This is a genomic window from Brevundimonas sp. AC546 (genome assembly GCF_979258305.1).
Genome location: NZ_OZ409849.1, coordinates 2031480 through 2054887, shown reverse-complemented (window position 1 = coordinate 2054887; position 23408 = coordinate 2031480). Strand labels below are relative to the sequence as shown.

Sequence of the window (23408 nt, the reverse complement as noted above, 5' to 3'; positions counted from 1 at the left end):
TTCTTTGGTGTTTCCTTTGAGCCGCCCGGATCTTAGGCCCGGTCCGGCGCGGCGATGATGGCGGCCTTCACGGCGCGGCGCCAGCCGGAAAGCAGACGCTCGCGCTCGTCAGTCTTCATGCGCGGTTTCCAGCAGGCGGGCGCCTCCGCCGGGCGGGCCTCCAGATCGGGCAGCAGGCCGACGCCCAAGGCGGCCAGGCGCGCGGCGCCCAGGGCGGTCATCTCCTGGAAGGCCGGGCGTTCGACCTCGACCTCGCAGATGTCGGCGACGAACTGCATGGCGAAACTGTTGGCGGTGACGCCGCCGTCCACCTTCAGCGTCTTCAGCGGCGGGGCACCGTCCTGGGCCAAGGCGTCCAGCAGATCCCGCGTCTGATAGGCCAAAGCCTCCAGCGCCGCGCGGACGAAATGGGCAGGACCGGAATCCCGCGTTAGCCCGACCACGGTCCCGCGCGCCTCCGGCTCCCACCAGGGCGCGCCCAGGCCGGTGAAGCCGGGCACCATATAGACCCCGCCGTTGTCGGGCAGTTCCTGCGCCATCGCTTCGGACTGACGCGATTCCGAGATCAGCTTGACCCCGTCCCTCAGCCACTGGATCGCCGATCCGGCCGAGAAGATCGACCCCTCCAGCGCATAGGCGGTCTGGCCGTCGGCCCGGTATCCCAGCGTGCCCAGCAACCGGCGCGTCGAGGCGACGGGCTCTGCGCCGACATTGGCGACCAGGAAGGCGCCGGTGCCATAGGTGATCTTGGCGTCGCCGGCCTTCAGCGCGCCGTGGCCGACCAGGGCCGCCTGCTGATCGCCGGCCGATCCGGCGATGGGCAGAGGGCGTCCGAACAGCGCCGGATCGGTCTCGCCGATGACGCCGGCGCAAGGGACGATGACGGGCAGAGCCTCGCGTGGGACGTCGAACAGGGCGCACAGGTCGTCGCGCCATTCGACCGTCTTCAGATCCATCAGGGCTGTGCGAGCGGCATTGGTCGCATCGGTGGCGTGGACCCGGCTGCAGGTCAGTTTGCAGATCAGCCAGGCGTCGATCGTGCCCAGCTTGACCTCACCCTTCGCCGCCCGCTCGCGCGATCCCGGCACGGCGTCCAGCAGCCAGGCGAACTTTGTCGCCGAGAAATAGGGATCCAGGATCAGGCCGGTCGTGGCCTGGACCTTGGGTTCATGGCCCTCGGCGGTCAGGCGAGCGGTGACGTCGGCGGTGCGGCGGTCCTGCCAGACAATGGCGCGGTGCAAAGGCTCGCTGGTCGCGGCGTCCCAGATCACCGCCGTCTCGCGCTGATTGGTGATGCCGATGGCGGCGAAACGGGCGACGCCGCCCGCCTTGCGCACCACCTCGCGGCAGGTCTGGAGGGTCGCGGTCCAGATTTCGGCCGCATCATGCTCGACCCAGCCGGATTTGGGAAAGTGCTGCGCCAGTTCGATCTGGCTGACGGCGATGGGGCGCAAATCCTGGTCGCGGACTTCGAAAGCGATGGCCCGCGTCGAGGTCGTGCCCTGGTCGATGGCGAGTATGAGGCTCAAGACGTTTCTCCCTTGGACGCCTTACGCGGCGCTCGGACCTTGGGCTAAGGGGAGCATATGACGACGCACCTGCCCAGCTATGAAGGCGTCCTCGACGCCGCCCGCCAGATCGACGGCGTCGCCGTTCGTACGCCGCTGCTCGAAAGCCCCGCCTTGAACGCCGTGGTCGGCGGGCGGGTCCAGATGAAGGCGGAGAACCTGCAGCGGGCCGGCGCCTTCAAGTTCCGCGGCGCCTACAACCGCATCAGCCGGCTAACGGATGACGAGAAGGCGCGCGGCGTGGTCGCCTTCTCGTCCGGCAACCATGCGCAAGGGGTGGCTGCCGCCGCCGCCCTCCTGGCCACGCCCGCCATCATCGTCATGCCGTCGGACTCGCCCAAGGTGAAGGTCGAGGGGGTGATCGGTTTCGGCGGCGAGGTGCGCTTCTATGACCGCTGGACCGAAAGCCGCGAGGCGATCGGCGCCGCCATCGCCGCCGAGCGGGGATCCATCCTGGTCCCCCCGTTCGACGATCCCTTCATCATCGAGGGACAGGGGACGGTCGCGCTTGAAATTCTGGATCAGGCCGACGCGCCTTTCGACCAGATGCTGTGCGGCGCTTCGGGCGGCGGATTGATGGCCGGGGTCAATCTGGTCATGGCCGAACGCAGCGCAGCGACCCAGGTGTTCGTGGTCGAACCCGAAGCGTTCGACGACACGGCGCGGTCGTTGGCGGCGGGCGAGCGGGTCGGGCATCCACAGGGCGCGCCGTCGATCTGCGACGCCCTGATGTCGCCGATACCGGGCGTCCTGACCTGGCCGATCAACCGGCGGCTGGCGGGCGCCATCACCGTGTCCGACGCGGAGGTGGCCGAGGCCATGCGCTTCGCCTTCCGTCACCTGAAACTGGTCATCGAGCCTGGCGGCGCGGTTTCGCTGGCCGCCATGCTGGCCGGAAAAATCGGGACGCAAGGGCTGACGACGGCGATCATCCTGTCGGGCGGCAATGTCGATCCGACCTTGTATGCCGAGATCATCGAAGGTCGGTTCGGCGGCTGAGGGGCTTTCATTCGGCGCGCCGGTCGGCCAACCTCGCCTCAAAGCAAAAGAGGAAGGACGCGATGACCAAGGCCAGTGAACTTCAGGGACTGATCGGCCAAGAGCTCGGGGTGTCCAAATGGTTTGAGGTCACCCAAGCGCGTATCGACGCCTTCGCCGACTGCACCGAGGATCACCAGTTCATCCATGTCGATCCCGAGGCCGCCAAGGCGACGCCGTTCGGCGGAACCATCGCCCATGGTTTCCTGACACTGAGCCTGGCCTCGGCCATGAGTTATGACGCGGTCGCGCCGTTGGACGGGGTGGTGATGGGCGTCAACTACGGCTTCGACAAGTTGCGATTCCTGACGCCGGTCCCGGCCGGATCGCGCATTCGCGGAAGGTTCAAGTTGCTGGCGGCTGAGAACAGGGGCGACGGACGCTGGCTGTTGAAACATGAACTGACCGTCGAGATCGAAGGCGGCGACAAACCGGCCTTGATCGCTGAATGGTTAGGAATGCAGGTGACGCAGGCGCGACGCGCCGACATACCGCCGGCGTGATTGCTCGGATGGGTTATTGTCCGCACGTTCGTCGATTGTGACGAGCGAACGGCTGAATCTTAACAATTCGTAGCCACGACGCCAAAATTACCTGTATCATCAACGCCACGGTGTGCGATTGTGCAGCGTGTGTGGTCACGTTTCCGCCTCGACCTTCCACAGCAAGGCTGATAAGACCCGCTTAGGCGGTAGACCCGCCCCTACTATAACAAAGGCGGAGGGCCACCCCCTATGCGTATGAAGACTTTCGTGCTGGCCTCCAGCGCAGCGGCCGCCCTGGCCCTGTCGGCTGGTGCTGCGTCGGCAGAACCGAACGGCTGGTACGGCGCGATCGACGCCGGTTACCACATGATCGACGACATCAACGCCGAGTCGTCGACGACGGGCGCCAACTGGAACTATGAAGTGAACGACGGCTGGGCGGCGTTCGCCCGTCTCGGCTACCGCTTCAATCCCAACTGGCGCGTTGAACTCGAAGGCGGCTACCGCTCGGGCGACATCGGCACCGTCCGCGCCGTGTCGGGCACGCAGGGCCTCTGCAACTTCACCCCGGCGACGGGCGGTTGCTTCTCGCCTGAAGGTGACATCGAATCTTACACCCTGATGGCGAACGTCCTCTATGACTTCGGCTACGAAGCCTGGGGCATCCGTCCGTTCGTCGGCCTGGGCGCCGGTGTGAACCAAGTCCGCACCCAGACGATCGGCAACCTGCGCGGCAACCGCGGCGCCACTTTCGCCATCGACGACGACTCGACCAAGTTCGCCGCTCAGGCGATCGCCGGTCTGGCTTGGGCCATCGGCGACCGCGCCAATGTCGATCTGACCTACCGCTATCTGACGGGCGACGCTTCGTTCGCCTCATCGACGGTCGGCACGGGCGTCGGCGCGACGCCGTTCGGCGAATGGGACGGCGACTACGATCAGTCGCACACCGTGACCCTGGGTCTGCGCTACAGCTTCGGTGCGGAAGATGCGCCGCCGCCGCCGCCTCCCCCGCCGCCTCCGCCCCCGCCGCCTCCTCCGCCCCCGCCGCCCCCGCCGCCGGTCGCTCAGACCCCGGTCGCTCGCCAGTTCGTGGTCTACTTCGACTGGGATCGCTCGGACCTGACGGCGGAAGCCCGTTCGGTGGTGACGCAGGCCGCCAACTACGCCAAGTCGGGTCGTCCGACGCGCGTCGTGATCGTCGGTTACACCGACACCTCGGGTTCGGCCGCCTATAACCTGGGTCTGTCCAACCGCCGTTCGCGCACCGTCGCGGACTCGCTGGTTGCTGCAGGCGTCAACGGCGGCGTCATCGCCCTCGACGGCAAGGGCGAAACCAACCTGGCCAAGCCGACCGCCGACGGTGTGCGCGAACCGCTCAACCGCCGCGCGACCATCGACATCAACTTCTAAGACCTCTGAGGGGTCGGCCCGGACTTATCTCCGGGCCGACCTTCGGATGTCGAAGTCGTCGAAAGACAGAACGCCGCTTCCGAAAGGAGGCGGCGTTTTTCTTTGCCGGAGGTCTTCAGGATCAGGGTGGCAGCGTCAGTCGACAGATGCGTGCAAGCCGACGGTCGCTTCTGGAGCGACGATCGGTTCGGAGTTGCGCAGAAGCGCTTGGCCGGCGCCGATGACGAGGGTCGCCGTCAGGACGGCGCTGATCACCGCGATTGCGACCAGCTTCAGGCTCTGCCCGAACTCCCGATCCTCAGGCATCACTGCATCATTCCCTGATCAGATGAGGTCGAGAACCATGGTGTGCGACTGCGCGCAAATCACGAAGCCTGTGATTGAACAACAAAAAGGGCGACGCCTCGCGACGCCGCCCGTCTCTAGGACTTGAGAGAAAGCCGTCGATCAGCCGGTGAACGGGCGGATCAGGATTTCCACGCGGCGATTCTGCGCCTTGCCTTCCGCCGTAGCATTCGACGCAATCGGATTGCGCGCGCTGTTGCCGGCGACATAGAGGCGCTGGGCGATCACGCCACGACGCACCAGTTCGGAAGCGACGCTGCCGGCGCGGCGCTCCGACAGCGGCTGGTTGATCGCATCGCCGCCGGAGGAATCGGTATGGCCGATCACGTCCACGGTCGATTGGTCGTACTGCTGCAGCACACGCGCCACGTCGTCGAGGACGGGCAGGAAGCGGGGATCGATCGAGGACTGGTTGGTGGCGAAGGTCACGTCCGACGGCATCCGCAGAACCAGCACATCGCCCTGGCGCGCGACACCGACGCCGGAGCCGGACAGTTCAGCCTCCATCGCCCGTTGCTGGCGATCCATATACTGGCCCACGGCCGCGCCGCCCAAGGCGCCGACGCCGGCGCCGATCAGGGCGTTCTTGCGGCCCTGCTCGCCGTTCGAGGTGTTGGTCAGATAGCCCAGGAGCGCACCGCCCAAGGCGCCGGCGATGGCGCCGGTTCCAGTGTTGTTGCGGACGGGGCCGGAGCGATAGGGGTCGGTCGTGGTGCAGGCGGCAGCGCCCAGCAGGGCGGCGATCGAAACGCTGGCGACGATGATCTTGGCGCGCATGGAATGTTCTCCTCGTGAATGTGATCTGGCGCGGAAACGTATGCTTACTGTGAAGGTTCCAAGCTGTACGGCGCGTGAACGGCCTTGACGACCCATTCGACGATGAACTGACAAGGGCGTGGATTAGGCGTATGGGAACCGCCGCACATTCCCAGATCGAGGACGTCCGTGAGCACGACCCTGAACGACAGCCCCGCCGGCCGCGCCATCACACCGGTCTCGATGACCCAATACGACGCCGATTTTCAGGCGTTCAGCGACGCCCTGGGCGCATCGTTTTCCCGCTACGGGTTCGCCGTCCTCGCCGACCATGGTCTGGACGAGACCCGCATCGCCGCCGCCATCGACGACGCCAAGGCCTTCTTCGCCCTGCCGGAAGACGTGAAGCGCCAGTATCACCAGCCGGGCACGGGCGGCGCGCGCGGCCTGACGCCGTTCGGGGTCGAAGCCGCCAAGGACGCCAAGACGGTGGACCTGAAGGAGTTCTGGCACGTCGGCCGCGAACTGCCGCAGGATCACCCTTATCGCCGCTACATGCGCGACAACGTCTGGCCCATCGAGATCGAGGGCTTCAAGCCGCACCTCTATGGCATGTTCGAGGACCTGGACGCCCTGGGCGCCAAGATCCTGCGCGCCATCGCCCGCTATCTGAAGTTGGACGACGACTTCTTCGCGGACAAGGTCGAGATGGGCAACAGCGTCTTGCGGATGCTGCATTATCCGCCGGTGCCCGCCGATGCGCCGGGCGTGCGCGCCGGCGCGCACGAGGACATCAACGTCATCACCCTGCTGCTGGGCGCTGAAGAGGCCGGGCTTCAGCTAAGAGAAAAGGATGGCAGCTGGCTGGACATCGCACCCCCGCCCGGCGCCCTGGTCGTCAACATCGGCGACATGCTGCAGCGCCTGACCAACCACGTCCTGCCGTCAACGACCCACCGCGTGGTCAACCCGGCGGCTGAGCGTCGCGGCTTCGCCCGCTATTCGACGCCCTTCTTCCTGCACTTCAATCCCGACTTCCCCATCGAGACCCTGCCCAGCGCCATCACGCCCGACAATCCCGACCGCTATGCCGGCAAGACCATTCTGGCCGAGGATTATCTGACCGAACGCCTGCGCGAAATCCGACTGCTTTAAAGCGTCAGCGGGAAATACGTAGTCGGGTAATGTCGCGGCCGATGTCTGCGAAGGATTTTTCGAGGTCATCGCCGCTGGTGGGGAAGAACGCTTGGCTGGTGGAGCTGGCGCAGTTTTCAAGCAACTCTCTGGCTGTGTCGATACCGGCGCCGCCACGGTTTGTACTCACGCTGAAGCCGACCGTGTAGATGGTGATTGCAGGCGTGTCCCCCCCGACGGCCTTCATGGCATTGCACAATGCGAGGGCCTGAGCAAACGGCTTGCCATTGGGTGCGTCGCACGCGATGCGAGTGCTGCTGTTCGTGTCTGCATTGCGAGCCATGACCCCTGAACAATGAGACATGTTGAACTCGCCGTCGGTCATCAGGATCACGGCTTTCAAAGTCTTGCGAGGATTGTAGTCAGCGGGCGCCGTCGGCCAGAAACTTTTGAAGCTGGGGGAGACCGCGTACCAGCCCCACGCCAGGCCAATCTGGCCTGCGGTGAACCCTCCAGCCTGAAGTCCGCTTGAAACAATCGCTGACGTTCCGATCAGATCGTACATGTCTGCGCGATCGTGCGTCAAAGGCAGGATGGGAGATCGCGTGCACATGTCGTCGCCCGAACCGCTGGGATAGAGACGCCCTACGTGCGAATCTGCGGCGCTGACATCCTTGTACCTATCAGAACCGACACGTTCGGTTGCGCACTCGCTGAGGGGATAGGAGAGCAGGGCCCCATTTACATTTCGGTACACGCGATAGTCGCAACCGTCGGCACCGCAGTAGGATTTTCCGCCCGACGTGTAAGGGTCAACATCAAGCCCGATCAGATTGATGGAATATGTGTTCGCCGTGACGTTGGCGATCTCGAATCCCTTGTTGATCTGGGTCATGCCACGCACGTCCGCGATGTAGACGGTGCCTGGGAAGTTCGTCGCCGCGTCTGTAGCGCGAAGCCCGTGGCCATTGGCGGTGATCACGATTGTGCAATCCGACAGTTGGCAACGCTGAACCGACCCCCGCCGACCATATTGGTTGTAATTAGACGTGTTGACGCGCTGCCAGGTCGAACCGTTCCAGGCTTCAAGCGAGAACGTGTCGGTTGACGCATTGGCGACGCGATAGGCTTTGCCGTTCAACTGGGTCATGCCCTCAACGCCCTTGATCCCCACAAATTGTCCGTTTTGGAAGCCATGACCATTGGCGGTGACGTATCCAGTATTGGCGCGGGTCACAGCGGTGATTGTCTTGGCTGCGCCCAAGGCCCAAGAGGCGCCGGAAATCGTCTTAGGACCGACGGGCGCTCCCCGCCCGCTACTGCGGTAATCGCCAAGCCCGTCGGCGCTTGCGTTTAGATTTACCCCCGACGAATACGGAATAATCGCCATGCGGGAATAGTAGGGCGACTGCTTTTCCTGCACGACGATCTCGACCAGTTTACGCGCTGCATCCTTGAGGCTGGCGATCCGCGCGCCTCTCATCGACCCTGTGACGTCCAGCACCAAGGCGACTTCGACGTCCTTCGATGACCGATTGACCTCCGAGTGGACGTCGACTGGGAGAGTCTTGTCCAGAAGCTGGCCGTAGGGGGGCAGGATGATGTTGGCGACCAGGGTCTTCACCTGGATCCTCAGGTCGGCGATCACCACCTGATTGGGCGACAGTTCGATTTTCAGATCAGTGTCGGCGAACGGTTCCATTGAGGCGTTGCGAAGGTTGGCCCTCAACGTCACCAAGGCCACGTCCCTGAGGTCATCCGATGCCGTGTAGGATGACCGCGCGGCGGCCAGTGCAGCGGCATCCAGCGCGTCCTGCACGCGGGCCTTCTCGGTCGTGATGCGGCTGATGTCGATCCCGCCCAGGATGATCAGAACCAGAGCCGGCATGACCAAGGCGAAGATCAACGCGACATTGCCGCCGCGATGGGACGCTAGCCGCGCCGTCAATTGGCGTAGGCCCTGGACCGTTTTACCGATCAGAGTGGAAGTCTTCACGATGACCATTCCCCGAGGGCGCAGATCGCCCAGTACCGCCCGAATAGCGCTCAGTTTGCCATCCGGCGGTTAAGGGAAGCCTCAAAGGGAACGGTTAACCCGCCCCAAAGCCTTGTCGGGCTTAGGCCGCGCTCCAGCCGCACTGATGGCCGCGGTTCTGCTCTTCCAGCCACACGTTCAGCGGCGCGAAATAGTCGGCGATGGCCGAGGCGTCGTTGCCGTCGTCGCCGGTGAAGGCCTTCATCGCCTCCTGCCAGGGCTGGGACTGGCCCATCTGCAGCATGGCGTTGAAACGCTCGCCGACTTCCTTGTTCCCGTAGACCGAGCAGCGGTGCAGCGGCCCGGTCCAGCCCGCTTGTTTGCAGGCCGCCCGCTGGAACTGGAACTGATAAATCGCGGCCAGGAAGTAACGCGTATACGGCGTGTTGCCCGGCACATGGTATTTTGCGCCCGGATCGAAGGCATTGGCCGGACGCGGTCCGGGCGGGACCAGACCCTGGTATTGCAGCATGTCGGCGGTCCAGGCCGTGTTGTAGGCGGCCGTCGCCGTCTCGCCCGAGAAGACGTCCCAACGCCAGCGGTCGACCATCAGGCCGAAGGGCAGAAAGGCGATCTTGTCCAACGCCATCTTCAGCAGGAAGGGAATGTCCTCTTCCGCGCCCGGCGTGTTCTGCAACAGGCCGATCTGATTCAGATAGGTGGGCGTCAGCGCCGACAGGCCAACGAAGTCGCCGATGGCCTCGTGGAAGCCGTCGTTGGCCCCGTTGCGGAACAGCATCGGCTGGTTCTTGTAGGCGCGCTGATAGTAGTTGTGACCCAGCTCATGGTGGACGGTGTAGAAGTCGTCGCCGTTGACGTTGGTGCACATCTTGATGCGGATATCGTCGGCGTTGTCCAAGTCCCAGGCCGAGGCGTGGCAGACGACTTCGCGGTCGCGCGGACGGGTGATCTGGCTGCGTTCCCAGAAGGTCTGGGGCAGGGGATCGAGGCCCATCGAGACGTAGAAGCCCTCGCCCGTCTTGACCATCTTCGTGGCGTCGTAATCGGCGGTCTTCAGCAGTTCGGTCAGGTCGTAGCTGGAGGCGCCGCCGAGCGCCGGGGCGACCACGTCGTAGATATTGCCCCACTGCTGGGACCACATGTTGCCCAGTAGGTCGGCGCGGATCGGGCCATGGTCGGGCTGGACCGCATCGCCGTACTTGGCGTTCAGCCGAGCGCGCACATAGCAGTGCAGGTTCTCGTAGAAGGGCTTCACCTGGGCCCACAGCCGGTCGGTCTCGGCGGCGAAATCGTCGGCCGGCATGTCGTAGCCCGAACGCCACAGGGCGCCGGTGTCGGCGAAGCCGAGCTCGCGCGAGCCTTCGTTGGCGATCTCGACCATGCGGGCGTAGTCGTCTCGCATGACCGGCGAAATGGTGCGCCAGCCTTCGTACAGCGCCTTGGTTTCTTCTGGATCGCGGCTGTCGGCCAGGATCAGCGAGGCGTCGTCCAGCGTGATCTGACGGCCCTTAAAATCGAACTTGCCGGTCGAATAGGTCGAGTCCAGCCGCGTGGTGATTTGAGCCAGCTCGTCGGCCGCGCCGGGGCGGTTGGGTGCGGGCAGGACCAGGCTGAGCCGCAGCAGGTTCAGCTTGCGGCGCACGACGGGATCGACCTGGACGTCGTTGAACTTCGCCGCCTGATTGGCCAGCTGGACCTGAAGCTCGGTCGCCTCGGCGTTGGCCCTGGATTCCAGCCACATGGTGTCGAAGGTGATGTTGGTGGCGCGCGCCCACTGGATGCGGGCGACATATTCGCTGACCTCGGCCCATTTCGCCTCGGCGTCGGCGACGAAGGCGGTCGCGCCCTCGGCGGTGATCGGATAGTCGGCCCTGACGCCAGTCGCGGGCGGCGCAGGTGCGGTGGAGGCCGTCTGTTCGGCCCCTTGGGCGCCAGTGACGGGCTCGCTAGTGCTGGCGCAACCGGCGGCGAAGGCGAGGGCGCAGACCGCGACGGCGGTCATCATCTGACGCTTCATGGTGGATCTCCTGGAACAGCGCGGGCAGGAGAGATCAGGCGTCGCCGGCCGTCAAGCGAGACGGTTCAGCGCCCGACGACGCAGGCATTCAGACCCTCGTTGCGCACCGTGCCCATGGCCGCCTGGATGCGCGACGCGCGGCGCCGAACGTAGGGGCCGGGCGCGGCCGCCTCGTACCGGCGCGGGGCCGGCAGGATGGCGGCCAGGCGCGCGGCCTCGCGCGGGCTCAGGTCGCGGGCGTCCTTGCCGAACCAATGACGCGACGCGGCCTGAGCGCCATAGACGCCCGGCGCCCACTCCACCACGTTCAGATAGACCTCCATGATCCGGCGCTTGGACCAGACCGTTTCGATCAGGACGGTGTAGCCCGCCTCCAGCCCCTTGCGAATCCAGTCGCGGCCCGGCCACAGGAAGACGTTCTTGGCGGTCTGCTGGCTGATGGTCGATCCGCCCCGGATGCGGCCGCCTTCGGCGTTGTGGTCCAGCGCCTGCTGGATCGCCTCCATGTCGAAGCCGTGGTGGCTGCAGAAACGGGCGTCCTCGGCGGCGATGGCGGCGTTGACCAGATTGGGTGAAATCTGGTTCAGCCCGCGCCATTGGTAATCCATGCCCTCGCCGCGCGCGAGCTGGCGCAGCATCAGTATGGTGGGCGGCGGCGGCACGACGGCGACGATCAGCACCCCGGCGACCGGGATCAGGGCCAGAACCAGAAGGGCGGTCAGCACGACGCGACGCCAGCTCTTGCGGCCCTTCGCCATCAGAGGATGAACACCCCGGCGGCGCCGTCCTCGTCGGCCCAGGCGACCTTGTCGATGGCGGGGCTGAGCGACAGGGCGACGATGGCCGGCCCCTTCTCAGCCTTGACGAAGTTCAGCCCTTGGGCGGCGGGATGCGCCACCCAGACCCGGCCATCGGTCAGGCCGGCGGCCAGCAGGCCTTGATCGGCGCGGGCCGAGACCAGATTGACCAGGGTGGTGTCGTCATAACCGATTTCGGTCGCCTCGCGGCCCATCGGCCCGTTCGACCCGATGAAGGGCCACAGCACCGCGCCCTGCGCACCCGAGGTCGCCATCAACTGACCATTGGCCAGGAAGGCCATCGACCGCACCTTGCCCGGATAGCCGCCCATGCGCAGGTTCTTGGCGTCCTTGATGCGCCAGCCGTGCATCTGGTTGTCCTGCATGGTGGTGACGACGAAGGCGCCGTCCGGCGAGAAGGCGACGCCGGTGTGCGACCCGGCCCAGGCCAGTCTCACGGGTTGTTGTTTCTCGATCCGCGCATACCACAGGGCCGCCCCGCCATAGGTCGAGGTCGCGATGCGCCTGCCCTTGGGCTCGAAGGCCACGCCGGAGACGGTGCGCTCGTGCTGGAAGTCGCGGCGAAAACCGACCTCGTTGGGATCGATCACCGACAGGGTGCGGCCGAACGAGAAGGCGATCAGACCCGAGGCCGCTGAGGCGTCGATGGCGTCGATCCACTGGTTCTTGGCCGTGGCCAGGACGACCGGGTCCTCGTCGCGGCGCGTCCAGACGACCTTGCCGTCGTCGCCGCCGGTGACCACGCCGTCGCCGGACGGATGGACGCAGGCGCACAGCACGGCCCCGTCGTGGGCCTCGACCCGCGTCCGGTCCTCGAACCGGATCGAACCGTCGCCAAGGGCGAAGACGGCGCCGGAGTTGTCGAACAGGGCGGCGGTGACCTGGGCGTCGAAATCGAAGTTCATAGGCCGCATGTAGCGATCCGGCCTCGCCGCGTCACCTTCTGCGTGATGTGGTCGCCCTATACCGGGTCGGTCGGCTTGGGCTCGACCGGCGCCGGGGCGGCCTGAGCCTTGGTCGGCTCGTCGGGCAGGGGGATGAACTCCAGGTCGTCGGCGTGGGGCAGGGTCATGCGGCCGGCCTTCCAGTCCGCCTTGGCCTGGTCGATGCGGGCCTGGCTGGAGGCGACGAAGTTCCACCAGATCAGCCGTTCGCCCACCGGCTCGCCGCCCAGCACCATGACGGTCGATTGGACCAGGGCCTTGACGGTCGGTTCGGCCGTCGGCTCCAGCACGATCATCTGACCCTCGTGGAAGGTGCGGTCGCCAACCTCGATGGAGCCCTTGGCCACATAGAGGGCGCGCTCGCTCATGCCTCCCGTGCCCTTGCCGGACGGCGGCGCGGTGCGAACGCCGGGCTGAAGCTCCCAATGGATATAGAACAGCGGCGACGAGACAGGCACGGCGGCCTTGGCGCCGTAGGCCTCGCCTGCGACCAGACGCGCGAACAGGCCGCCGTTCTCATAGGCGGGTTGGGCGTCCTCGCCCAGGTGATGGAAAGCCGGATCGATCTCTTCGGCCTCGTCGGGCAGGGCGACCCAGGCCTGCATCCCGTGCATCGGCCCGCCGGTGCTCTTTCTCAGCGGATCGGTGCGTTCGGAATGGACGATGCCCTTGCCGGCCGTCATCCAGTTGACCTCGCCCGGCCGGATCGCCTGATCATAGCCGAGGTTGTCGTGGTGCATGATCTCGCCCTCGAACAGATAGGTCAGGGTCGACAGGCCGATATGCGGATGCGGCCGCACGTCGATGGCCGTGGCGCCGGCTGCGAACTCGGCCGGCCCCATCTGGTCCAGGAAGATGAAGGGCCCGACCATCCGGCGCGAATGGAAGGGCAGGACGCGCCCGACCTCGAACCCGCCCAGGTCCTTGCGCCGCGCGTCGATCACCAGTTCGATCATGACTTTGGTCCCTTGGCGAACGCAGTCGCCTGAGACCTCTTATCCGACGTGAGGCGTGATGATGCCAAGAGGCAGGGCGGTCACATTCTTTACGCCGCGGGTGACGATGTGGCTTTCACAGTCCGAGACGATGCCCAGAGCCAGCAGTTTCTCGCGCAGGAACAGGTCGAAGGCGTGCATGTCCGAGGTGATGATGCGCAGCACATAGTCCTCGCGCCCGGTGATGGTCGCGCACTGGACCACCTCTGGCCATTTGGCCACGGCGGCTTCGAACAGGTTCAGATTGTCGGCCGAGGGCAGCATCAGCTTGACGATGGCGTAGACCTCGAAATCCAGGCCCAGCAGCTGCGCGTTCAGCAGGGTGACCCGCTTGGTGATCAGGCCGGAATCTTCTAGCCGCTTGATCCGCCGCCAGCAGGGCGAGGCCGACAGTCCGACGCGATCCGCGACCTCCGCGACCGACAGCCCGGCGTCTTGCTGCAGGATATCCAGGATGCGGGCGTCGATGGGGTCGAGTTCGTCGGCCAATGCGTTTCTCCGATGGCGATTATCGCGAAATAAAATACCCGAAATCGGGATTTTGCAAGGTCAATTTGAGCGAGCACCTGCTTAGGGGCCGTGTTATCACACGTCCAGAGGAAACACGGACGGACCCCGAATGGATATGGACGCCCGCATGAACGACGAAAACGTGAAAAAGAACAGCCAGCCCCTGTCATTGCGTGTGCCGGAACCGTCCGGCCGACCCGGCGATGCGCCGGACTTCAGCCACCTGCTGATGGATCCCGCCGGCGTGGTCGAACGGCCCGAGGTCGGATCGACGCCCTATGAGATGCGCGATCTCGCCTTCCGCCTGATTCGGGTGCTGGACGACGATGGCGCCGCCGTCGGGCCGTGGAACCCGCGCCTGGACGCTGAGACCCTGCGTCGCGGCCTGAAGGCCATGATCCTGACCCGCGCCTTCGACGACCGGATGCACCGCGCCCACCGTCAGGGCAAGACCAGCTTCTATATGAAGTGCACCGGCGAAGAGGCCATCGCGGTCGCCCAGGGCATGATCCTGAGCCGCGAGGACATGGGTTTCCCGACCTATCGCCAGCAGGGGCTTCTGATCGCGCGCGGCTATCCGCTGGTCGAGATGATGAACCAGATCTATTCGAATGCGGCGGACCCGATCAAAGGCCGCCAGCTGCCGATTATGTATTCGGCCAAGGACTACGGCTTCTTCACCATCAGCGGCAATCTAGGCACCCAAGTGCCGCAGGCCGTCGGCTGGGCCATGGCCAGCGCCTACAAGGGGGACGACAAGATCGCCATCAGCTGGATCGGCGACGGCGCCACGGCTGAGGGGGATTTCCACAACGCCCTGACCTTCGCCTCCGTCTATCGCGCCCCGGTCATCCTGAACGTCGTCAATAACCAGTGGGCCATTTCGTCCTTCCAGGGCATCGCCGGCGGGCTGGAGACCACCTTCGCCTCCAAGGCCATCGGCTACGGCCTGCCGGCCCTGCGGGTGGACGGTAACGACTTCCTGGCGGTGTGGGCGGCGACCCAGTGGGCCGAGGAGCGCGCCCGCTCGAACCAGGGCGCGACGGTGATCGAACTGTTCACCTATCGCGGCGCCCCGCACTCGACCTCCGACGACCCCAGCCGCTATCGCCCCGGCGACGAGCACGAGAAATGGCCGCTGGGCGATCCGCTGGAACGGCTGCGCCAGCATCTGACCGTCATCGGCGAGTGGGACGACGAGCGTCACACGGCCGCGCTGAAGGATGCTGTGGAACAGGTCCGCGCCGCCGGCAAGGAATCCGAAGCCATCGGCACCCTGGGCCAGTCGCGCCCCAGCGTGAAGACGATGTTCGAAGAGGTCTATGCGACCGAAGACTGGCGGCTGATCGAACAGCGCCGCGAGGTGGGGGTCTGACCATGGCTGAGCAAACCACCTTCACCGACGCCGATCGCAACGACGGCGTCGAGCCGGACATGATCGACCAGAACGCAGCCCCTGCATCGCAGACGACCGGTTCCGGCGTCGTTCCGATGAACATGATCCAGGCCCTGAACTCCGCCATCGACGTCAAGATGGCCGAGGACGCCAATGTCCTGTCGTTCGGCGAGGACGCCGGCTATTTCGGCGGGGTCTTCCGCGTCACCGACAAGCTGCAGCAGAAGCACGGCCTGACCCGCAGCTTCGACGCCCCGATCTCGGAATGCGGCATCGTCGCCGCCGCCATCGGCATGGGCGCCTATGGCCTGCGCCCCGTCGTCGAGATCCAGTTCGCCGACTACATCTACCCGGCCTACGACCAGATCGTCTCGGAAGCGGCCAAGATGCGCTATCGCTCAGGCGGCCAGTTCACCTCGCCCATCGTGGTGCGCAGTCCCTATGGCGGCGGCATCTTCGGCGGCCAGACCCACAGCCAGTCGCCGGAAAGCCTGTTCACCCATATCGCGGGCCTGAAGGTCGTCATCCCGTCCAACCCCTATGACGCCAAGGGTCTGCTGACCGCCGCCATCGAGGACGACGACCCGGTCGTCTTCTTCGAGCCGAAACGCCTGTACAACGGCCCGTTCGACGGATGGCACGAGAAGCCGGTCAGCCCGTGGAAGGCCCAGGATCTGGCCCAGGTACCGACCGGCAAATACGTCGAGCCCATCGGCAAGGCGCGCGTGATGCGCGAAGGAAACGACGTCACCATCCTGGCCTATGGCACCATGGTCTGGGTCGCCCTGGCCGGCGCGGAACACGCAGGCGTGGACGCCGAGGTCATCGACCTGCGCAGCCTGGTGCCACTGGACATCGAGGCCATCGAGGCCAGCGTCAAGAAGACCGGCCGCTGCGTTATCGTGCACGAGGCGCCCAAGACCTCGGGCTTCGGCGGCGAGCTGTCGGCCCTGGTGCAGGAGCGCTGCTTCTATCACCTGGAGGCGCCGATCGCGCGCGTCACCGGCTGGGATACGCCTTATCCTCACGCCTTCGAATGGGAATATTTCCCTGGGCCGCAACGGGTCGCAGACGCCTTGAAGAGCGTCATGACGGGAGGTCGTTAAGATGGGTCGTTTCGTCTTCAAACTGCCCGACGTGGGCGAAGGCACCGCCGAGGCCGAACTGGTCGGCTGGCACGTCAAGGTCGGCGACATCGTCGCCGAGGACCAGATCGTCGCCGACATCATGACCGACAAGGCCACCGTCGAGATCACGGCGCCGGTGTCCGGCAAGGTCATCGCCCTGCACGGCGAACCCGGCGCCATGGTGCCGGTACGCGGACCCCTGGTGGAGTTCGAGGTCGAGGGTGGCGGGAATGCGGAAGAGAACCCCTCCGTCTCTCCGCTGCGCTCCGAGCCACCTCCCCCCGCCGCGCGCGGTGAGGAGACCGCCGTCGCCGCATCGTCTCCTCCCCACGTCAGTGGGGAGGGGGACCGCGCGAAGCGTGGTGGAGGGGCTCCTGAAGCCCCCCAGACCTCCACCGGCAACTATGTCTTCAAGCTGCCCGACGTGGGCGAAGGCACGGCCGAGGCCGAGCTTGTCGGCTGGCACGTCAAGGTCGGGGATGTGGTCGAGGAAGACCAGATCATCGCCGACATCATGACCGACAAGGCCACGGTCGAGATCACCTCGCCCGTCGCCGGAACGGTCGTCGCTCTTTACGGCGAGGCCGGCAAGTCCGTGCCCGTCGGCGGCCCGCTGGTGGCGTTCGATGTCGAGGGGCGCGGCAATGTCGCCAAGACCCCCTCCGTCTCTCCGCTTCGCTCCGAGCCACCTCCCCCCGCTTCGCGCAGGGAAGAGACGGTCGCCGCATCGTCTCCTCCCCGTGAAACGGGCAGGGGGACCGCGCCCGTCGGGCGTGGTGGAGTGGCTCTGTCCGCCGCCCCCGCCCTGACCGGCCGCGCGTCCGGCGAACGCCCGTCCGCCTCGCCGGCCGTTCGCAACCGCGCGCGCGATCTGGGCGTGGACCTGACCTTCGTGCCGGGTTCCGGCCCGGCCGGTCGGATCACGCACGAGGATCTGGACGGCTTCATCGCGCGCGGCGGTTCGCAGCCTGCGTCCGCTCCGTCCGGCGGCGGCTCGACCTATGCGAAGGCCGAAGGAACGACCGAGGTCCGCATCATCGGCCTGCGTCGCAAGATCGCGGAGAAGATGGCCGAGAGCGTGCGCCGCATTCCGCACATCACCTATGTGGAGGAGATCGACGTCACGGCGCTGGAAGAGCTTCGCGCCCACCTGAATGCGACGAAGCAAAAGGACCAGCCCAAGCTGAACCTGCTGCCCTTCATCGCGCGCGCCATCGTGGTCGCCCTGCGCGATCAGCCGCAGATCAACGCCACCTATGACGACGAGGCCGGCGTCCTGACCCAGCACGCCCCGGTGCACTTAGGGATCGCCGCCCAGACGCCGAACGGCCTGATGGTGCCGGTGGTCCGCCACGCGGAAGCACTCGATCCCTATGCTGCGGCGCTGGAGATCGCCCGCGTCACCGGAGCCGCCAAGGACGGCGTGGCCAAGCGCGAGGAACTGTCGGGCTCGACCATCACCATCACCTCGCTGGGCACGCTGGGCGGGGTGGTCCACACCCCGATCATCAACCACCCCGAGGTCGCCATCGTCGGCCCCAACAAGATCGCCGAACGGGTCGTCGTCCGCGACGGCCAGATGGTCGTGCGCAAGATGATGAACCTGTCATCGTCGTTCGATCACCGGATCGTCGACGGGCATGATGCGGCGGTCTTCGTCCAACGGATCAAGGGGCTGCTGGAACATCCCGCGACCTTGTGGATGAACTAGACGACACCCTTCTCCCGTTGGAGAAGGTGGCCCGAAGGGCCGGATGAGGGTTCTGCCGGTGGGCCAGTCCGCACCGTCCGACCCTCACCCTTTCGCGCAAGAACGACGCGGAGGCGTCGTGCGCTCAAGCCCTCTCCCCCTGGGAAAGGGTCGGCAGGATGAGACGGAAAAGACGATGCAGCAGCTCAAGACCAAAGTCCTCATCATCGGCGCGGGCACCGGCGGCTATGTCGCAGGCATCCGCTGCGGCCATCTCGGGCTGGACACCGCGCTGGTGGACGGCGGCGACGGGCTGGGCGGAACGTGCCTGAACGTCGGCTGTATTCCGTCCAAGGCCATCATCCATGCGGCAGGCAAGTTCGAGACGGTGGCCAAGGCGGCCGGTGGCGGGACGCTGGGGATCACGGCGGCGGCGCCCGCCATCGACCTGTCGCAGACGGTCGAATGGAAGGACGGCATCGTCCGTAAGCTGAACGCCGGGGTCGCGGCCCTGCTGAAGAAGGCTAAGGTCAAGGTCATCAAGGGCTGGGCGAAGTTCGAGGACGCCAAGACCTGCATCGTCCAGACGGACGACGGCGACATCCGCATCACCGCCGAACACGTCATCCTGGCCACGGGGTCCGAGCCGGTCGAACTGCCCTTCCTGCCGTTCGGCGGGGACGTCATCTCCTCCACCGAGGCGCTGAGCCTGTCGGAGGTCCCGAAGAAGCTGGTCGTGGTCGGCGGCGGCTATATCGGGTTGGAGCTGGGTATCGCCTTCAGGAAGCTGGGCGCCGAGGTGGCCATCGTCGAAATGGCCGAACGCATCCTGCCCCTCTACGACAAGGCCCTGACCGATCCCGTCGCGAAATGGCTGGAGAAGCATGGCGTCGAACTGCACCTGGGCGCGCGGGCCGGCGGGTTCGGGGACGGCAAACTGTCGATCACCACGCGCGACGGTGAGCCACTGCAACTGGACGCCGACAAGGTGCTGGTGACGGTCGGCCGTCGTCCGCGCACCTCGGGCTGGGGTCTGGAGAATATGGGCGTGGCCATGGCCGGCCCGTTCGTGAAGATCGACCAGCGTTGCGCCACTTCGATGAAGAACGTCTGGGCCGTCGGAGACCTGACCGGCGAACCGATGCTGGCGCACAAGGGTTCGGCCCAGGGCGAGGTGGTCGCCGAAATCATCGCCGGCCATGACCGGGTGTTCGACCCCGTCACCATCGCTGCCGTCTGTTTCACCGAGCCGGAGATCGTCTCGGCGGGTCTGGGTCCGAACGATGTCGCGGGCCGTGACGACGTGATCCAGTCCGTCTTCCCCTTCGCCGCCATCGGCCGCGCCCTGGCCATCGAGGCGGGCGATGACGGCGGCTTCGTGCGGGTTATCGCGTCTAAGGCCGACCATCGCATCCTGGGCATCCAGGCCGTGGGTCAACACGTGTCGGAACTGTCCAACAGCTTCGCCCAGATGATGGAAATGGGGGCGGTGCTGGAAGACGTGGCCGGGACCATCCACGTCCACCCGACCCTGGGCGAGGCCTTCCACGAGGCGTCGCTGCGCGCCCTGGGGCACGCGATCCATATTTGAGGCCGTTGCCCGAAGTTCGGCGCCTTCTCTCTAAAGTTCGTCATCCTAGGCCTTGTGCCTAGGATCCATACGCTCGCTATCGAAGACGTCGCATTCTGTCCCTAAGGCCTAGGATGACGGGGTGTGGGGTGGGAGGCTGCCCTTAAAGCCTCTCCAGCCGTTTGGCGTGGTTCGCCACCATGCGCAGCGCCAGGCCGTCCGGCAGAAACCGCGCCAGGCCGGCCATGACATTGTTCATGACCCCTGGCGTGACGCTGGGTCGATTGGCTTCGCAGGCGTCGTAGCCGATCTGCGCCACGCGAGCGGCGTCCATCCACATCCAGGCCGGATAAGCGCTGGACACCTGGTCTCGCGAGCCGTTGACGTCGTGGAACTCGGTCAGCGTATAGCCGGGGTTCAGCACCGTGACGTGGACGCCGGTCCCCTGCGTCTCCAAATACAGACCCTGAGACGCCTTGATCAGGAAGCTCTTGATCGGACCGTACAGGGTGTCGCCGCCGGTCGCCGGCATCTGGCCGGCGAGAGACGCCACATTCAGCACCCGGCCGAAGCCGCGCTGGATCATGCCGGGCAGCAGCAGGCGCGACAGCTCGACCGGCGCGGTCAGCATGACCTGGATCATGGCGCGGTGGGCGCCGAGGTCCGTGTCCAGAAAGCCGGTGACCCGGCTGAAACCCGCGTTGTTGACGAGGCCGTCGACGGTCAGGCCGCGCGCGGCGATGGTCGCGACCAGTCGTTCGGGCGCCACGGGATCGGACAGGTCTTCGGGGATGGCGGTTGCGGTGACGCCGTGGGCGGCGGCCAATTCGTCGGCCAGGGCTTGCAGCGGCCCTTCACGGCGCGCTGTCAGGATCAGGTTCCAGCCCTTGTCCGCATAGGTTCGAGCGAGCGCCGCGCCGATGCCGGCCGAGGCGCCGGTGATCAGAACGGTTCGTCTCATGGGACGATCAGGCTGCGACGGGGCAGGACGTGTGGGGCGCAAACGCCGCCAAGGACACCGGATTTTGCGCCAGCAGGTCCGCGATGGTGATCTTGGACAGGGCCTCGGTCGCGGCCTCGTCGGCGGCGGTCAGGGCCTTGGCGACCTGGCGCGGTATATGTTCGCTGATCGGGCAGCCCTTGGCGCCGGCGGGGGGCGAGCCGATGTGGGCGCAACCGTTCACCGCCTTCAGCACCTCGTCCAGCCGGATGTCCTCGGGCCGGCGCAGCAGCCACGACCCGCCGGTCGCGCCGGGACGGGTGGCGATCAGCCCGGCCTTGGCCAGCAGAGCCGTCACGCGCCGGACCACGACGGGGTTCGTCGGGATCGAGGACGCCAGCACGCCACTGGGCGCGGCCTGGGCAGGTCCATAGGCGCCCTTGTGGGCCATATAGGCCAGGGCGTGGGCGGCGACGGGGAAGCGCTGGCTGTCTGACATGGTTTTGTTCCTGATGTGAAAATAGGCGCTCATGGCCCGAATCACAAATCGGTCCGCAGAACGCCGAAACCGAATCCCCTTCGGCACGATTGAAGACCGCGCGGAATGAGCCTAAAGGCTCGCCGCTTTGAAGGGACCGACGCCGCGTCGGAGACCCGGAGGATACGCATGGCCGGGGATACTCCCCACGACGCGAGCGCTCCCTCGCCCGCGTCGAACACGCCGGACACGCCCACCCACGCCACGGGACCCGAGTCCCACGCTCCAGGAGGCCAAGTCGCCAAGCACGGCGGCATGTTCGCCTTGACTATTGGCGCGATCGGCGTGGTGTTCGGCGATATCGGCACCAGCCCGCTGTACGCCCTGCGTGAAGCGATCGGTCATGCCCAGCGCGGCGTGGGCGGGGACCTCGCCGTGGTCGGCGTGGTGTCCCTGGCTTTCTGGGCGCTGATGGTGGTGGTGACGTTCAAATACGTCTTCTTCCTGATGCGCGCCGACAACAAGGGCGAGGGCGGCACCCTGTCGCTGATGGCCCTGGCCCAGTTCGCGGTCGGTCGGCGCAGCGCGTGGATCTTCATCCTGGGCGTCTGCGGTGCGGCGCTGTTTTATGGCGACGGCATCATCACGCCCGCCATTTCGGTGCTGTCGGCGGTCGAGGGGCTGCAGGACGCGCCGGGCCTGTCGGGCAAGCTGGACGCCTTCATCGTGCCGATCTCGGCCGGCATCCTGATCGCCCTGTTCATGGTCCAGTCGCGCGGCACGGCCAGCCTGGCCAAATATTTCGGCCCGATCACGGCCGTCTGGTTCCTCAGCCTGGGCGCCCTGGGCCTGGTCCATATCTTCGACGACATCAGCATCCTGCGCGCCCTGTCGCCCTATTACGGCGTCAGCCTGCTGCTGCACGACGGCTTTTTGGGCTTCATCATCCTGGGCAGCGTCTTTTTGGCGGTGACGGGGGCCGAGGCCCTCTATGCCGACATGGGCCATTTCGGAAAGGCGCCGATCCGCATGGGCTGGCTGGCCTTCGTCCTGCCGTGCCTGACGCTGAACTATCTGGGTCAGGGCGCCTTGATCCTGGATAACCCCGCCGCGGCCGAGAATCCGTTCTGGAACATGGTGCCGCAGTTCGCCTACTGGCCCATGCTGATCCTGGCGACGATCTCGACGGTCGTGGCCTCGCAGGCCGTGATCACCGGCGCCTTCTCGGTGACCCAGCAGGCGGTGCAGCTGGGCCTTCTGCCCCGCATCGACATCAGGAACACATCCGAGACCCAGGCCGGTCAGATCTTCGTGCCGGCGGTGAACACCTTCCTGATGATCGGTGTTCTGGTGCTGCTGTTCGTGTTCCAGAGCTCGCACAACCTCACCGCCGCCTATGGCGTCGCGGTGACGGGGACCATGCTGGTCAATACGCTGATGGCCTATTCCGTCATCCGCAAGGGCTGGAAATGGCCGATGTGGGCGGTGGCCGGGACGCTCATTCCGTTCGCCTTCATCGACAGCGTCTTCCTGACCTCCAACCTGCTGAAGATCCCCGACGGGGCCTGGATGCCGCTGGTATTGGGCGCCTGTCTGGTCGTCATCATGTGGACCTGGGTGCGCGGCACCCAGATTCTGACGGCCAAGACCCGCAAGGACAGCCTGCCGCTCAGCGACCTGATCGAGATGCTGCAGGCCCGTCCGCCGCACCGGGCGCCGGGCATGGCCATCTTCCTGACCAGCGACCCGGACGTCGCCCCCGTCGCCCTGATGCACAATCTCAAGCACAACAAGGTGCTGCACGAGAAGAACGTCATCCTGACCGTGCGCACGTCAGAGCGGCCACGCGTCAAGGAGGCCGACCGGGTCAAGATGGAGCCGATCAACGACGACTTCAAAAAGGTCACGGTCACCTATGGCTTCATGGAGACGCCGAACGTGCCGCGCGCCTTGGGCCTGTGCCGCAAGCAGGGACTGAAGTTCGACATCATGTCGACCAGCTTCTTCCTGGGTCGGCGTTCGCTGATCCCGTCGGCGCGACAGGGCATGCCGCTGTGGCAGGACCGGCTGTTCATCTTCCTGATGCGCAACGCCGCCAATCCGACCGACTTCTTCCATATTCCCCCCGGCCGCGTGGTCGAGTTGGGCGCGCAGGTGGCCGTATGAGTGCTGAGGGACGAGGCGGACA

General features: G+C 66.0%; 20 protein-coding genes. 9 read left to right on the top strand and 11 right to left on the bottom strand.

The genetic code is table 11. The annotated features are described in order from the left end of the window. Positions 1–32: 32 nt before the first annotated feature. The gene (gene glpK / locus ACZZZD_RS10155) at positions 33–1529 is read right to left on the bottom strand and encodes a glycerol kinase GlpK (RefSeq protein ID WP_463434767.1); all 1497 of its coding nucleotides are present in this window, start codon (positions 1527–1529) and stop codon (positions 33–35) included. 57 nt (positions 1530–1586) lie between these two features. Between glpK and ACZZZD_RS10150 the strand changes: the two genes are divergently transcribed. The 3 genes from ACZZZD_RS10150 to ACZZZD_RS10140 all read left to right on the top strand — a co-directional run bounded on the left by ACZZZD_RS10150 (position 1587) and on the right by ACZZZD_RS10140 (position 4504). Then, a complete protein-coding gene (locus tag ACZZZD_RS10150; protein WP_463434766.1) occupies positions 1587–2567 on the top strand; it encodes a threonine ammonia-lyase in 981 nt (326 codons plus the stop codon). Positions 2568–2629: 62 nt separating this feature from the next. After that, a complete protein-coding gene (locus ACZZZD_RS10145) occupies positions 2630–3109 on the top strand; it encodes a MaoC family dehydratase (RefSeq protein ID WP_463434765.1) in 480 nt (159 codons plus the stop codon). A gap of 237 nt (positions 3110–3346) precedes the next feature. Next, entirely contained in the window at positions 3347–4504 is a 1158-nt protein-coding gene (locus tag ACZZZD_RS10140) for an outer membrane beta-barrel protein (protein WP_463436118.1), read from the top strand. Positions 4505–4639: 135 nt separating this feature from the next. On the opposite strand, the gene ACZZZD_RS10135 is transcribed toward ACZZZD_RS10140, so the two are convergent. Continuing rightward, positions 4640–4810, bottom strand: coding sequence for a hypothetical protein (locus ACZZZD_RS10135; protein WP_463434763.1), 171 nt, complete (start codon positions 4808–4810; stop codon positions 4640–4642). Positions 4811–4951: 141 nt separating this feature from the next. Next, complete coding sequence (locus ACZZZD_RS10130) at positions 4952–5626, bottom strand: OmpA family protein (RefSeq protein ID WP_463434761.1); 675 nt, start codon at positions 5624–5626, stop codon at positions 4952–4954. Positions 5627–5848: 222 nt separating this feature from the next. Between ACZZZD_RS10130 and ACZZZD_RS10125 the strand changes: the two genes are divergently transcribed. Then, positions 5849–6760: an isopenicillin N synthase family dioxygenase gene (locus ACZZZD_RS10125; protein WP_463436116.1), complete on the top strand. Its 912-nt coding sequence runs from the start codon at positions 5849–5851 to the stop codon at positions 6758–6760. A gap of 4 nt (positions 6761–6764) precedes the next feature. Here ACZZZD_RS10125 and ACZZZD_RS10120 read toward each other — a convergent pair whose 3' ends face one another. The 6 genes from ACZZZD_RS10120 to ACZZZD_RS10095 all read right to left on the bottom strand — a co-directional run bounded on the left by ACZZZD_RS10120 (position 6765) and on the right by ACZZZD_RS10095 (position 13998). After that, on the bottom strand, positions 6765–8735 hold the full coding sequence (locus tag ACZZZD_RS10120) for a ubiquitin-activating E1 FCCH domain-containing protein (RefSeq protein WP_463434759.1): 1971 nt from the start codon (positions 8733–8735) through the stop codon (positions 6765–6767). 121 nt (positions 8736–8856) lie between these two features. Continuing rightward, a complete protein-coding gene (locus tag ACZZZD_RS10115; RefSeq protein WP_463434757.1) occupies positions 8857–10752 on the bottom strand; it encodes a M2 family metallopeptidase in 1896 nt (631 codons plus the stop codon). Positions 10753–10817: 65 nt separating this feature from the next. Continuing rightward, positions 10818–11510 (bottom strand): monofunctional biosynthetic peptidoglycan transglycosylase, encoded by a 693-nt coding sequence (gene mtgA, locus ACZZZD_RS10110; protein ID WP_463434756.1) that lies wholly within the window; start codon positions 11508–11510, stop codon positions 10818–10820. Next, positions 11510–12475: a WD40 repeat domain-containing protein gene (locus tag ACZZZD_RS10105; protein ID WP_463436114.1), complete on the bottom strand. Its 966-nt coding sequence runs from the start codon at positions 12473–12475 to the stop codon at positions 11510–11512. Before ACZZZD_RS10105 ends, mtgA begins: the two co-directional genes overlap by 1 nt. A gap of 56 nt (positions 12476–12531) precedes the next feature. Beyond that, positions 12532–13470, bottom strand: a complete 939-nt coding sequence (locus tag ACZZZD_RS10100; RefSeq protein WP_463434754.1) for a pirin family protein — start codon at positions 13468–13470, stop codon at positions 12532–12534. Positions 13471–13509: 39 nt separating this feature from the next. Further along, the gene (locus tag ACZZZD_RS10095) at positions 13510–13998 is read right to left on the bottom strand and encodes an Lrp/AsnC family transcriptional regulator (RefSeq protein ID WP_135194232.1); all 489 of its coding nucleotides are present in this window, start codon (positions 13996–13998) and stop codon (positions 13510–13512) included. A gap of 148 nt (positions 13999–14146) precedes the next feature. On the opposite strand from ACZZZD_RS10095, the gene ACZZZD_RS10090 reads away from it, so the two are divergent. The 4 genes from ACZZZD_RS10090 (at position 14147) to lpdA (ending at position 19823) form a co-directional block, all read left to right on the top strand. Then, entirely contained in the window at positions 14147–15394 is a 1248-nt protein-coding gene (locus ACZZZD_RS10090) for a thiamine pyrophosphate-dependent enzyme (RefSeq protein ID WP_463434752.1), read from the top strand. A gap of 2 nt (positions 15395–15396) precedes the next feature. Next, the gene (locus ACZZZD_RS10085; protein ID WP_463434750.1) at positions 15397–16521 is read left to right on the top strand and encodes an alpha-ketoacid dehydrogenase subunit beta; all 1125 of its coding nucleotides are present in this window, start codon (positions 15397–15399) and stop codon (positions 16519–16521) included. A gap of 1 nt (position 16522) precedes the next feature. After that, positions 16523–18253: a 2-oxo acid dehydrogenase subunit E2 gene (locus tag ACZZZD_RS10080; RefSeq protein ID WP_463434749.1), complete on the top strand. Its 1731-nt coding sequence runs from the start codon at positions 16523–16525 to the stop codon at positions 18251–18253. A 175-nt stretch (positions 18254–18428) separates the two neighbouring features. Further along, positions 18429–19823, top strand: a complete 1395-nt coding sequence (lpdA, locus tag ACZZZD_RS10075; RefSeq protein WP_463434748.1) for a dihydrolipoyl dehydrogenase — start codon at positions 18429–18431, stop codon at positions 19821–19823. 142 nt (positions 19824–19965) lie between these two features. Here lpdA and ACZZZD_RS10070 read toward each other — a convergent pair whose 3' ends face one another. Both ACZZZD_RS10070 and ACZZZD_RS10065 read right to left on the bottom strand, forming a co-directional pair. Next, complete coding sequence (locus ACZZZD_RS10070; RefSeq protein WP_463434746.1) at positions 19966–20763, bottom strand: SDR family NAD(P)-dependent oxidoreductase; 798 nt, start codon at positions 20761–20763, stop codon at positions 19966–19968. 7 nt (positions 20764–20770) lie between these two features. After that, positions 20771–21241, bottom strand: a complete 471-nt coding sequence (locus tag ACZZZD_RS10065; RefSeq protein ID WP_463434745.1) for an Rrf2 family transcriptional regulator — start codon at positions 21239–21241, stop codon at positions 20771–20773. 168 nt (positions 21242–21409) lie between these two features. On the opposite strand from ACZZZD_RS10065, the gene ACZZZD_RS10060 reads away from it, so the two are divergent. Beyond that, on the top strand, positions 21410–23386 hold the full coding sequence (locus ACZZZD_RS10060) for a potassium transporter Kup (protein WP_463434743.1): 1977 nt from the start codon (positions 21410–21412) through the stop codon (positions 23384–23386). The last annotated feature ends 22 nt before the right edge of the window (positions 23387–23408 follow it).